We start from the raw sequence: 12419 nt of genomic DNA on the forward strand, positions 1-12419 counted from the left end.
CATATGCTGTAATTACAGCATTTCCGAAACCTTAACGGCTGCTGCGCGGCGCGCGGGCGCATAGGAAGCCAGTACCGTAATGGCAAATACCAACACGCTGATACTCAGAAAGTCAGCCCATTTCATTTGCACCGGATAAGCCTGAATAACCGACGACTGAATACCCAGCGATACAAAGCCGAATTGCATTTGCAGAAAGCAAATAACAAAGCCCAGTACCATTCCGCTGAAAGCGCCAATCCATGCAATAAAAAAACCCTCCGTCAGGAAAATGCGGCGAATTATGCCTGCCGAAGCCCCCATAGCTGTTAGCACGGCAATATCATGCTGTTTTTCAATGGCCAACATGCTCAGCGTAAAGAAAATATTGAACGAAGCAATCGCCAGCACGAATGCCAAAGCCACAAAAACAAACAGTTTTTCTATCCGAATGGCACGCATAATACTTTCCTGCTGCTCTTCGCTGTTTTTTACCTGTAAGTTATCGGCATCTATCATGCTGCGGATAGCATGCTGAACGGCGGCAATATCGCTTTTCTTCCAAACTTTTACCTCAATGGAAGTTCGCCTGCCCTTGTACTGCATCAAGTCCTCTGCCCATTCAATCGGGACGAGCACATGATTTTGGTCAAACTGTTGCTCAATGGCAAGTACTCCGCCGGGCAAAATGATGCGCTGTTCAAAGTTTTTGGAAGGGTCGGCCATATTAACCTGCTTGTCTTTGCGGGGATACCAGAAAACCAGCGGCTCCATATCGTCGCCAAGGTCTATTCCCAATTGCAACTGCACCCCTACCCCTATCATCGCACGCGGTGTTTTTTGCTGCCAAAGTGCAAAATTGCCGCCCACCAACTTCTCGCGCAGGGGGTATTGCTGGTCAAAATTAGCGGCCAGCCCTTTTACCTTAACTACTATTTGAGCGTCCTTATAACGCAGCAGCGCATCGTCGGCAATTACCTCAGTAACAGCCTTTACGCCTTCTATGCGGGCAAGGCGGGCAAGTAATACACTATCGGCAGCAAACGACTTGCCTTTGACGGGCGTAATTTCCAAGTCGGCATGATAGGACGAGTAAAGGCTGCGAGTAAAATCTTCAAGCCCGTTAAAAACAGAGAGCACAATCACCATAGCGGCAGTACCTATGGCAACGCCAAACACCGATACAATGGAAATAATATTGATAAAATTTCGCTTTTTCTTCGAGAAAAGATAGCGGCGTGCAATCAGGAGCGCAGTGTTCATGCAAAAAAGCGGGCTATTTGTGCGACCAGACGATTAATTTCTTCTGCGGTATTGAAAGCGTGCAGGCAAATGCGCAAACGCTCGGCACCCGCCGGCACGGTAGGCGCTAAAATAGGCAAGGCAAGGCATTTTTGTTGCATCAACGAGTCGGCAAGGGCTTTGCATCGGTCGTTCCCCGGCACTACCAACGCCTGAATCGGGCTTTGATTGCAAATGAGTTGCACACCTTCGGGCAACCGCAACTCCGCCGCCAGTTCGTGGTAGAGCGCAATAACTTGCCGCAATTGCATATTGAGTTCGGGATGTTGGCCAATATAATCAAAAGCAGCATCAATGCTGACCAGCGTATGGTCGGGCATGGCAGTGCTGTAAATAAACGGTCGGCCAAAGTTCACCAAATAGTCTATCAGCCACTGCTTGCCGACAATGCACGCCCCATGTGCACCAATCGCTTTTCCAAAGGTATAAACTCTTGCCAAAAAATGTTGCTGCAAACCCAATTCACACGCAAGCCCATTGCCGTTTTGCCCGAAAATACCTGTGCTATGCGCCTCATCTATCAGCAAATAAGCGCCGTAACGATTGCATAAGTCCACCATATCGGCCAATACGGCATTATCGCCATCCATAGAATAAACCGACTCCGTGATAACAAATACACAACCTGCCGCATGTGTTTGCCGTGCCGATTGCAGTTTTTGTTCCAAATCGGACAAATTATTGTGCAAAAAGGCCTTTCGGTCGGCAAAACTGAGCCGATAGCCTTCCCGCAGGCTGGCATGTACCAATTCATCGTACAGAATCAAATCGCCTTTTTGTGCCAATGAAGCTATCAGCGCCATGTTGGCCACATAGCCCGAATTGAACAACAATGCTGCCTCTGCCTCAAACACTCGGGCGAGCTTTTGTTCTAACCGCATAGCCAAGGCACTGTTGCCTGAAAGCAAACGCGAGCCGGTAGCTCCCATGCGGGGCTTTTCCAATGCAGAATAGCGTTCGGCAACCACCCGAGCAAGTGCAGGCGATTGCGCCAGCCCCAAATAATCATTGGAAAAAAAATCGGCACCTTCCCGCTCAGGTTTTAACCTTCGGAGATTGCCCTGTTGCTCTCGCTTATTTAGTTGCTCCTGAATACGTTTCTGAATAGACATTACCCAAAATTGCACGATATTTTGTAAATTCGGTAGCATATTTGCCCGTATGAGGGCAAAATGCGTTGCATTGAAACTTTGCAAATACAAATAGAGTTACTCAAATAAAAATTAAACGGAACCCCAATGAAACTACTCAAAATACCATTCGTGCTCATCCTGTCGGTTTGTTGGAGTGTGGCGGCTTATGCTTCCTATATTCTGGTTCCGATGGATAAAGCACAGCAAAACCATCTGAAAGCCTACGGCATTACCTACTGGGTTCTTAAACAAGAAGTAGAAGCGGAGTGGCTGCTCAACTACCGTGGCGGCAGTTTCATGTTCAAATATGCGCAAAAGTTTGAAAACGAACTGATTATACGCGGCGTCAGCTATGAGGTAATTTCCGACGCACAGGCCGTGCGCATCAAAGAAGACATCGCGCATCCCGAAGCCAATATGGACGTGATGAAACTGGAAGTTGCCCCCAAAATTGCCGTTTACTCTCCCAAAACCAAACAGCCGTGGGACGATGCCGTAACCTTAGTGCTCACCTACGCCGAAATTCCCTATGACATCATCTTTGATGAAGAGGTGATGGACGGGATGCTTCCCAAATACGATTGGCTGCACCTTCACCATGAAGACTTCACAGGGCAATACGGAAAATTTTACCGCAACTTCAGCGGTCAGCCTTGGTATCAGGAGCAACAACGCGAATTTGAAGACATTGCCCGTAAGTATGGTTACAAAAAAGTTTCACAACTGAAACTCGCAGTAGTTCGCAAAATCCGCGACTATTGTGCAGGTGGCGGATTTTTATTTGCCATGTGTTCAGCAACCGATACTTACGATATAGCACTTGCTGCTCACAATACAGACATATGCGATGCGGTATATGACGGCGACCCCTACGACCCCGGAGCTAACAACAAGTTAGATTTTTCTCAAACGCTGGCCTTCAAAGATTTCCGCGTGATTTTAGACCCATACGATGTGGAATATTCCAATATTGACAACCAAATGGGCGAACGCGGCCTTACGGAGCGGAACGATTTTTTCCGACTGTTTCAGTTCTCGGCCAAATGGGACCCTGTGCCTACCATGCTTACCCAAAACCACGAAACCAACATTAAAGGATTTATGGGGCAGACAACAGGCTTCAAAAAACGCCTTATCAAATCCGATGTGCTGATTTTGGCCGAGACCAAAAGTTGCGATGAAGCGCGGTATATTCACAACACCTTTGGCAAAGGCACGTGGACATTCTACGGCGGCCATGACCCCGAAGACTACCAGCATTTCGTTGGCGAAGAGCCTACTGACTTGAACCTCCATCCCAACTCACCGGGCTATCGCCTCATACTGAATAACATTCTGTTTCCGGCTGCAAAAAAGAAAAAACAAAAAACCTGATTCAGAATAAGTTTGTAATTTTGAAAATTCAAAACGGAATTAATAATTTGACAGTGCAATTAAACATGCAGTTACTTGCGGTCTTTAAGTTTTAAAGCACGCATTTTATGCATAAACCTATGTAAACTAACACAATACCACACCCCGTACCATGGACTCATTAACTACATTCGGCTATACCAAAGACGGTAAAGTTTTTTTAAAAGGGTATTTTGATTTTCCTGACCGCGAAATCGGACTGGTAAAAGAAAGTGAAGAAGCCAGCCTTCAGTATTTCATTAAGCGTTTTGAGCTTGCCGAAAGTAAAGTAGCAGAACTTGCCGAAGCCATTCAAAACACTACCAACAAAGGTTCTTACCTGATGAAACTTGTTCACATGAGAACCTATTTGGCCGAGTTTAACGGCTTAGGCGATTTTCCTTCGCTGTTTCGCAAGTTAGACGAACTTGAAGCCGAAATCAGGTCTTACATCCACGAAAACCGGATTAAAAATCACGAAATCAAAACCAACCTGCTCAAAGAAGCAGAAGTACTCAGCCAAGGCACCAACTGGAACGTTTTCACCAAGAAGTTCAAAGAACTTAAACTGCGCTGGATTAAGACAGGAAGCACATTCGAGAACGAAGAAGAAAGTTTCAATAAGGCCTTTGACAATTATTACAACACCTTTTTTGAGCGAAAAAATCAGTTCTTTGAACAGCGTAAAGCACTTCTGGAAAGCAGAAGAATACGCTATGAAGAAATTCTTGCAGAAATGGCAAGAATAAATGCCGAAATGCCCGAAAATGCGCAACAAGAAATTACGCGCCTGCAAAAGCAGTGGAAGGTTGTCGGAAAAATCAATGCCCGCTTTTTCAAGGAGCTCACCAAAAAGATGCACGCAGAAGTAAAAATTTTCAACGAAAAATTAAAACGTCTGCAAGAACGCATCAATGCAAACCCCATTGAGCGCAAAAAAGAACTCTGCGAAAAGGTTGAAGGCATGTTGCGCACCGACGAACCATTGCAAATAGCACTGGTAAAAAGCATACAGGCAGAATGGAAGCGATTAGGCAAACTCAAACATCCGATGGACAAAGATTACAATACACGCTTCAAAATAGCATGTAACGAAATCTTTGAAACGTTTTTCCTTGACCAAACTGCCAAAACCAAGTATGAGCATTTCAGCGAGAAAACGCGCTTCGAGCAATTGAAGATAAAAATCCGCTTGTTGAAAGATTCCATCAAAGAAGATGAATTTGTGCTGAACCAGTTGAACGCACGCGACGGTTACTCTGCCAACCGCCGCTCGGGAGACAGCGAAGGAAGTTCCATTGACATGGAAAAGTTGAATCAGATTAACAAACTGAAAACCAAGCAGCGGATACTGAAAAAACTGCAATCGCAGTTGATGTCAAACTACTGATTTTGCCCGATTTTTGCTAAGGAAAAAATACCTGTATCAGGAACATTTCTAATAGTTTTATTGTTACCGTTCACGAAAAACAATTCCATTGCACTATGTATTGGACACTTGAATTAGCCTCTTATCTTGAAGATGCACCTTGGCCTGCAACAAAGGACGAGTTGATTGATTATTCTGTGCGCTCAGGCGCGCCATTGGAAGTAGTAGAAAATCTTCAGGAACTTGAAGATGACGGTCAACCTTACGAAAGCATCGAGGAAATATGGCCTGATTATCCGACAAGAGAAGATTTCCTCTTTAACGATGATGAGTATTAATTAAACAAGCAGTTTCTGCTTTAATTCTTTCATACGGCAGCGGTAGTTCCTACTTCTGCCGTATTTATTATTTTTGCAGCATAAAATTTTAACCAAATTTCAGTTATGGAACTATTGACAACAACCATTGCTATGCCCGATTACGCGCGTGTATGGCTTTACGCATCCGACAGGGCATTTACCCCGCAAGAAGAAGCAGTGATTAATGGTTGGTTGGCCGAATTTACCAAAGGATGGAACAGCCATGGTACAAGTCTTACGGCATCAGCTGCAATACTACATCACCAGATAATTTTATTTAGCGTAGATGAGTCGCAAACACCTCCTTCCGGATGTTCCATAGACAAATCCGTTGCATTACTGCGCCAAATAGAACGCCAAATGGGTGTTAATCTTTTAGACGGCGGGCGTGTTTTCTATCAGCAAAACGAACAACTTAAAGCCGTGCGGCTGCCGCAAATTAAGCAAGAGATTGAATTGCAGCATATCCAAGCCGATACACCCATACTCAACATGCAAGCCAATACGCTTCAAGCCGTGCGCAACAGCTTATTTGTTCCGGCAGCGCAATCTTGGATGGCACGCTATTTCAGATAGCAGCAACCGGCTTATGCAAACAGGTAATAAGCGCTTAATAGGTCAAAAGCAGCATGATTTTCCAAATCATCAAACTGGTAATGATATTGCAGGCCTTTGGGTCTGGAACCGAAACTAACATGAGGAAAGTAGCGCTGCAAGATGGAAAGACGGCCGGCAAATGATGCGCCTATATCTCCCCATAACAACAGCTCCGTTTCGTCTTTATCTAACCCAAGTTGGGTAGTAATAAAAAATACGTAGTAAATAAAATCTTCCGGCGTGTCGAACTGATAGGCATTCAGCAAATGCAAATTACCCGCCCTGAAAAAAGCAGCAATAAGCGTATTGCGATTGACAAGCAGATGTAAATATCTGTAATCTAATTTTTCGGGGATTGAATGCAAACCGTGCAATATGGCATCGCTTACGTGGGCGTATTGTAATTCGCGCAGCGGATAAAGTTCTGCAAGAATGGTTAACGGCTCGATGTTGCAGCCAAAGACATTTACCAAATTAAACGCAGTGTGATGAACAAACGCCGCGCGCATTTGTTCGGGTTTAAAATTACTGTGCAATTGCAGTATTTCCGTGGCTTGGTCTGCCCTGAAAAATTCGGCAGGCACCTGCACAAAAGGATATTCTGCCTCGAGTAATGCTATTTCCTTCCAATAACCCGCACCCAAAAACGGATGCTGGGTAATCAATTGTGGTAAAGTTTCCGAAAGAGGAAAGTTTTTAGATAGGCTGAAACGTTCGTAATACACAAGTATTTTATCGGCAATGTGAAAGGCTACGGCTTCAAAAATACCTGCATGTAACTTAAAACACAGAGCATATTGGTCAATATGCTCTGTGTTGAAAGCCGAGCTGCGCAGTTGCAGCAAAGAGTGAAAAGCGTTATTCTCCAAAATACTGTATGAATTAGTCTTCCCAGTTACCTGTTGTAGATACTTCATCCTGAGCACCGAAACGCAGAAAACGGCGTTTGCGGTTCGGGTGGTCTTCTTTGCGGGTTTTGTCAAAAGGATATGGGTCTACCACTTCTATTACGTCCACTTTTGCACCGCTCTTTTGCGTAAGTTTACCCGCATACATTTTGAACTGTTTGTTGGGGTCATCATAACCCGGAACCCAGCTGAACTTTTCTAAGTTAAAATTAGGATACTTTGATTTGGGGAACAGGTAATCTAATACTTTTTCACGTCTCAGGGTGTCGTAAGTAACGCGAACACTATCGCCCAAATAGGCTTTATCGGGCGGACGCTGAATAATGGTTTCCTTTTTCTCTACAATCGGAATTACACCTTCCGCAATGAAAGAGCGAAGCGTATCCCAACTGCCGGTGTAGCGACCATTTACCAATAAGAACCATTTTTGTACTTCACGGATTTCCTTCAGGCGTTCAATTACGGCCGCTTCTCTTGTTTTAATCTCGCGGTCTTCATCAACCTTATTTTTGATACCCGCATAAAGGAAATAGGCAAGTGCCGCAATAACAGGCACCATCAGAATAGTAAACAATTGAGTCTTCTTCATATCGTTTTAAAAATGGGAAGGAGTTTCTTTCAATCGCAATTATAGCATTTTCGCACAAATCATACTGCACTCTTAGTAAAAAAGATGCTTTTTAGTTGGAAATAGTTAGGGATTGGCATCGGTTGTTATAATTAAGATGCGATTTGCCGCCACGCTAAGGGTAAATATTGAATCAGGTCGCCTGCCTTCATGCCCTCCTGAGAAAGTTCATCGGCGGCTATATCGCCTGCCAGCCCGTGTAAAAAGGCTCCGAGAATTGCGGCTTGGTCTGAGGGGTAGCCTTGTGCAAGCAGTGCCGTTAAAATACCGGTCAGGACATCACCGCTGCCTCCTTTGGCCATGCCCGCATTGCCCGTGGAGTTAAAGTAAGTCAATCCCTCGGGAGTGGTTATGCAGGTATTAGCCCCTTTCAGTAAAACGACACAGGCATGTTTTTTACTCAATGTGAGTTGTATTTCGTGGCGTTTAAAATCATTGACTGCTATCCCTGTCAGGCGTTCAAATTCTTTGGGATGAGGCGTTAGAATGCTTCCCGAAGGTATCATATCCCACCAGCGCGGGTTTTGCGCAAGCAAATTCAAGGCATCGGCATCCCATACCATGGGTAGTTTGATGTTTTGTTGCAATAAATTCTCAATGGCTGATGCTGTCATTTTGTCCTGACCGATACCGGGGCCGATGCCGATGCTGTGGTAAGATTTAATTTCCGACAAGCGATGTATAATCGTATTGCCGGCATCTATTACACACATTGCCTCAGGTACTGCCGTTTGCATGGCTGAAAGCCCGATGGCAGGTACAGCCGCTGTAAGTAAACCTATACCCGAGCGAATGGCAGCATGAGCGGCAAGAATGGCAGCGCCCATTTTTCCTGCACTGCCTGCAATGATGAGCCCGTGTCCGAAGTTCCCTTTGTGCGTGTTTCTGCCGCGCGGCCGATAATATTTTTTTATCATCCCCATATCGGTGCGAAATGTCGCAGTTGCCGCATTCTTCAAAAAATCAGGATGCAAACCAATAGGCACCACCTCCCATTCTCCTGTAAACGAATAGTTTACATCGTACAGAAAACTATGTTTGGGTAATTCAAAGGTAATGGTATAATCGGCATGAAATACCGTCTCCGGATACAAAACAGGCTTGTCGGCAAACATGCCGGATGGTATATCTATGGCAACCCTATACGCTTGTCCTTTGTTAAGATGACCAATAATTTTTGCAATAAATCCTTGCGGCGGCCGATTGAGTCCCGAACCGAAAATGCAATCCACACACACTTCATCGGGTAAGAGTTCGGGTAGTTCGCAGTTGGGTTGGAGCAGTTGAATGGATATGTTACTTATTTGCTGCAATCGCCTCATATTCAGTTCAAAGTCTGCGCTTGGCTTATCCGGCACCGGACAAATCCAAACGGCAACTTCATACTGACCGCTGAGCAAGCGTGCCATTACCAACCCATCACCGCCGTTGTTGCCTCTGCCGCAGAAAAAGTGTATCCGATTGGCCTGTACTTTTTTCTTGTGCAGATGCTTTACCAATGCCTCGGCGGCAGCAGTAGCTGCACGTTCCATCAACTCGGGCGAGCTGATGGGTTCGTGGGCAATTGTATAGGCGTCCGCTTCGCGAATTTGGCGGGCAGTCAGGATTTTCACAGGTTGAGTTCTACTATTTTTCCGAAAGAAAATGAACCCTGTGCTGTTATGCAACTTTTTCCTGTTTTTTTACTCATGATAGCTTCAATAGGTCAATTGTATTGTGAATTTATATAAAATGATGAAACTGATGGCCCTCAAAAGTTGGCAAATGCCGCCCTGAGCCCTTTCAAACGGTAATAGCGGCTATAATTGTTCTGGTGAATTTTGGGAATCATACCTGCATCAATTTAAACAGGACGAGGCATGGGATGAACTTTTTTGCTAAAATTTGCGTTTACCGACATATGCAAAAACAATTGCGCCATATTTTCAGCTTGCTGTTGGCCTTGCAGGTAGTAGTTGCTTCCACCGGAGCAACTTTCTACAAGCACTATTGCGCTGCGGAAGGCGAATTAATAGCGGTTTCTGCATATGCAGCGGCGGATGGCAGTTGCTGTTCCCTACATGACGACCATGGGGACGAACACCGCCAATTGCCTGAGCATGAGCAAGATGGGGGTTGTTGCGACTTGCAGTATGAATTTCGCAAAACAGACAGCGCGCCGCTTGCCGAAAGTCTCAAATTAGCAATTCCTCCCATCGTATTTTCATTACCTGAACATCTTTTCGGTGCGCTGCCGCCTGTTTTTCAAATAAGCTATGCCGTTGATGAACAGGTTGATGCAGGTAATTACTCCCCTCCTGTTTTCCGTACAGGCAAACTGCTGCTGCCTGTGATTCAGCAATTCAGATTGTAGTTAAAAATTGATTGTCTGTTAAAAAAACTGACAACGTTTTTGCGTCTGTCGGGTTTTTTATGTCGCTATTGACAAAAATCAATTTTTAACCATCTGAAAATCATGAAATCGCATATAAAAACCCTATTTCTGACAGTTGTATTGCTGTCATCTGCTTCTTTTATTTTTGCTCAGCAAAAAGTTAAAACCATTCACGGATATGTTGCCGAACAGGTCGGCAAAGAGGAACACGCCCTCATTGGCGCAAGCATTATGTGGTTGGGCACAACGGTTGGCACTGTAACGGATACCAAAGGGCATTTTGCATTAAAATACCCTGCCAATGACCCTAAAGCGCATCTGATTGTGGTAAGTTTTGCCGGTTATAAAACCGATACTGTCGATATTCACAAAGCACATACGCACCAACACGGCAAGGAAACTCATATTGAAATCATACTGCAACCACTCGAGCTGCGCGAAGTAACCGTAACGGCAGGTAAAAATGACGAATTCAGCCCGATTCGCACCGATGTGCTTACCGTCAAAGACTTGCGAAAGGCTGCCTGCTGCAATCTGTCGGAAAGTTTTGAAACACAGGCTTCGGTAGATGTAAGTTTTTCGGATGCGGTTTCGGGTGCTAAACAAATCCACATGTTGGGGCTGGATGGCGTGTATGCGCAAATTTCGTCGGAAAACTTGCCGGCCGTTCGCGGACTGTCTGCACGCAGCGGCATGTATTTTATACCCGGCACTTGGGTGCGCTCTATTGACATCAGCAAAGGTGCGGGAAGTGTGGTAAATGGCTATGAGTCTATTACCGGGCAAATTAATGTGGAGTTAGTCAAACCTTTTGAAGATACGGAACGGCTGTTTTTTAACACCTATGTAAATCAGTTTGGCAGAGCCGAACAAAATATCCACTGGCGCAAAAAAATCAACTCCAAATGGGCTACCGCTACTTTGTTGCACGGCAGCGGACAGCGATTCCGCGAAGATTTCAATGAAGACGGCTTTTTGGATGCTCCGCAATTTTCTCAATTGAATGGTATCAGCCGCTGGCAGTACAACGGCGAGAAAATGGAGGCACAATTTGGTATTAAGGCACTCTACGATGACAAAATGGGCGGACAGTTAGATTTCCGCAAAAATACACCTAGCGTGCGCGGCGGCATCTATGGCTTCCGTTGGGAAAACCAACGCACCGAGTTTTTCAGCAAAACAGGCTTTTTTCTGCCTAAAGAAACAGAAAGTATCGGCATTATTGTAAATGCATCTAACCACAATGTAAAAGGCTTATGGGGCGACTTCCGCTACAACGGCAGGCAGCAATATTTGCTGTTCAACAGCATTTATCAAAACCAATTCGGCGATAACCACATCCTGAAAGCCGGTGTAAGTGCTTCCATGGATAACTATGACGAAACGTATAATAACACCGACCGCATTCGCCATGAGCGCACAGCAGGTGCTTTTGCCGAATACAGTTTTACCATACCTCGCAAATTGGTTGTGGTAGCGGGCTTGCGTTACGACCGGCACAATTTGGCAGGCAACGTAATCACGCCGCGCTTGCACCTGAAATATGACTTCAGCCCACTCACCTCGTTGCGCCTTTCGGCAGGGCGAGGTATGCGCTATGCAAACCCCATTGCCGAAAATATGGGCTACTTGGTCAGCAATCGCCGCCTGAATATTGCGGACAATCTGCGCGCCGAGTTTGCATGGAACATGGGCGGCAGTCTGCATCAAAAATTCCTGATTAACAACCGCAATGGCTCTGTAACAGTAGATGTATTCCGTACAAATTTTGAAAATCAGACAATTGTAGATTTGGACAGCGACCCGCATCAGGTGCAGATATATAACCTCAACGGGCGCTCATTTGCCAATAGTTTTCAGGTACAGGGCGAATACGAAATTGCCGACGGTCTGAGCATTACGGGAGCTTATAAATACTACGATGTTCGCGCACAAATTGGCAATGAGTTGCGGCAAGTACCATTTATCCCACAGCACCGTGCAATGGGCAATGCTGCCTTAGACATTAAGCGCTGGCGCTTTGATTTGACCGTACAATGGTATGGGGCTAAACGCCTGCCCATAGCACCGCTTGTAGGTATGCCAATGCCCGGCGAAGACCATGGCGGACATACGCCTGCGTTAGGTGCTCCCTACTGGCGTGCCTATTCGCCCCATTACTTCTTGATTAACAGCCAAGTAACACGGGTATTCCGCACTTGGGAAGTATATTTAGGCATGGAAAACATGGGCAACTTTATGCAAATGCACCCGATTGTGCAGGCTGACAATCCTTGGGGGCAGCATTTTGATGCAGGCATCATTTGGGCCCCCATCATGGGGCGGATGCTCTACACAGGTGTAAGGATTATGATTGATTAAAAATTCAACAAAAAAGC

Annotated in this window: 11 protein-coding genes; 6 read left to right on the forward strand and 5 right to left on the reverse strand. The window is 45.5% G+C overall.

Annotated elements, in window-relative coordinates; all coding sequences use genetic code 11:
• Positions 1 to 12 precede the first annotated feature (12 nt).
• Positions 13 to 1242 carry an FtsX-like permease family protein gene (locus NDK19_RS03325; protein ID WP_250630415.1) on the reverse strand — a complete coding sequence of 410 codons (1230 nt, stop codon included), beginning with the start codon at positions 1240 to 1242 and terminating at the stop codon, positions 13 to 15.
• Entirely contained in the window at positions 1239 to 2393 is a 1155-nt protein-coding gene (locus tag NDK19_RS03330; RefSeq protein WP_250630416.1) for an aminotransferase class I/II-fold pyridoxal phosphate-dependent enzyme, read from the reverse strand. Before NDK19_RS03330 ends, NDK19_RS03325 begins: the two co-directional genes overlap by 4 nt.
• Positions 2394 to 2519: 126 nt before the next feature.
• On the opposite strand from NDK19_RS03330, the gene NDK19_RS03335 reads away from it, so the two are divergent.
• From NDK19_RS03335 to NDK19_RS03350, 4 genes are all read left to right on the forward strand, one after another.
• Positions 2520 to 3788 carry an asparagine synthetase B gene (locus tag NDK19_RS03335; protein WP_250630417.1) on the forward strand — a complete coding sequence of 423 codons (1269 nt, stop codon included), beginning with the start codon at positions 2520 to 2522 and terminating at the stop codon, positions 3786 to 3788.
• Between the two features lie 151 nt (positions 3789 to 3939).
• Entirely contained in the window at positions 3940 to 5196 is a 1257-nt protein-coding gene (locus NDK19_RS03340) for a DUF349 domain-containing protein (protein WP_250630418.1), read from the forward strand.
• A 95-nt stretch (positions 5197 to 5291) separates the two neighbouring features.
• Positions 5292 to 5513, forward strand: a complete 222-nt coding sequence (locus NDK19_RS03345) for a DUF2795 domain-containing protein (RefSeq protein WP_250630419.1) — start codon at positions 5292 to 5294, stop codon at positions 5511 to 5513.
• Between the two features lie 105 nt (positions 5514 to 5618).
• On the forward strand, positions 5619 to 6110 hold the full coding sequence (locus NDK19_RS03350; RefSeq protein ID WP_250630420.1) for a hypothetical protein: 492 nt from the start codon (positions 5619 to 5621) through the stop codon (positions 6108 to 6110).
• An 11-nt stretch (positions 6111 to 6121) separates the two neighbouring features.
• On the opposite strand, the gene NDK19_RS03355 is transcribed toward NDK19_RS03350, so the two are convergent.
• The 3 genes from NDK19_RS03355 to NDK19_RS03365 form a co-directional block, all read right to left on the reverse strand.
• Positions 6122 to 7000: a DUF3822 family protein gene (locus NDK19_RS03355; protein ID WP_250630421.1), complete on the reverse strand. Its 879-nt coding sequence runs from the start codon at positions 6998 to 7000 to the stop codon at positions 6122 to 6124.
• Positions 7001 to 7013: 13 nt separating this feature from the next.
• On the reverse strand, positions 7014 to 7628 hold the full coding sequence (locus NDK19_RS03360) for a hypothetical protein (protein ID WP_250630422.1): 615 nt from the start codon (positions 7626 to 7628) through the stop codon (positions 7014 to 7016).
• 131 nt (positions 7629 to 7759) lie between these two features.
• Positions 7760 to 9280, reverse strand: coding sequence for an NAD(P)H-hydrate dehydratase (locus NDK19_RS03365; RefSeq protein WP_250630423.1), 1521 nt, complete (start codon positions 9278 to 9280; stop codon positions 7760 to 7762).
• Positions 9281 to 9567: 287 nt separating this feature from the next.
• On the opposite strand from NDK19_RS03365, the gene NDK19_RS03370 reads away from it, so the two are divergent.
• Together NDK19_RS03370 and NDK19_RS03375 are read left to right on the forward strand one after the other, a co-directional pair.
• On the forward strand, positions 9568 to 10020 hold the full coding sequence (locus NDK19_RS03370) for an HYC_CC_PP family protein (RefSeq protein WP_250630424.1): 453 nt from the start codon (positions 9568 to 9570) through the stop codon (positions 10018 to 10020).
• A 102-nt stretch (positions 10021 to 10122) separates the two neighbouring features.
• Positions 10123 to 12402, forward strand: coding sequence for a TonB-dependent receptor (locus NDK19_RS03375; protein ID WP_250630425.1), 2280 nt, complete (start codon positions 10123 to 10125; stop codon positions 12400 to 12402).
• Positions 12403 to 12419 lie beyond the last annotated feature (17 nt).

It is taken from the genome of Rhodoflexus caldus, from assembly GCF_021206925.1.
Lineage (GTDB): Bacteria > Bacteroidota > Bacteroidia > Cytophagales > Thermoflexibacteraceae > Rhodoflexus > Rhodoflexus caldus.

What these genes read in the sequence shown, in the direction of transcription:
- NDK19_RS03325 (WP_250630415.1), bottom strand. Translation starts at nt 1,242, where the DNA reads ATGAACACTGCGCTCCTGATTGCACGCCGCTATCTTTTCTCGAAGAAA.
- NDK19_RS03330 (WP_250630416.1), bottom strand. Translation starts at nt 2,393, where the DNA reads ATGTCTATTCAGAAACGTATTCAGGAGCAACTAAATAAGCGAGAGCAA.
- NDK19_RS03335 (WP_250630417.1), top strand. Translation starts at nt 2,520, where the DNA reads ATGAAACTACTCAAAATACCATTCGTGCTCATCCTGTCGGTTTGTTGG.
- NDK19_RS03340 (WP_250630418.1), top strand. Translation starts at nt 3,940, where the DNA reads ATGGACTCATTAACTACATTCGGCTATACCAAAGACGGTAAAGTTTTT.
- NDK19_RS03345 (WP_250630419.1), top strand. Translation starts at nt 5,292, where the DNA reads ATGTATTGGACACTTGAATTAGCCTCTTATCTTGAAGATGCACCTTGG.
- NDK19_RS03350 (WP_250630420.1), top strand. Translation starts at nt 5,619, where the DNA reads ATGGAACTATTGACAACAACCATTGCTATGCCCGATTACGCGCGTGTA.
- NDK19_RS03360 (WP_250630422.1), bottom strand. Translation starts at nt 7,628, where the DNA reads ATGAAGAAGACTCAATTGTTTACTATTCTGATGGTGCCTGTTATTGCG.
- NDK19_RS03370 (WP_250630424.1), top strand. Translation starts at nt 9,568, where the DNA reads ATGCAAAAACAATTGCGCCATATTTTCAGCTTGCTGTTGGCCTTGCAG.
- NDK19_RS03375 (WP_250630425.1), top strand. Translation starts at nt 10,123, where the DNA reads ATGAAATCGCATATAAAAACCCTATTTCTGACAGTTGTATTGCTGTCA.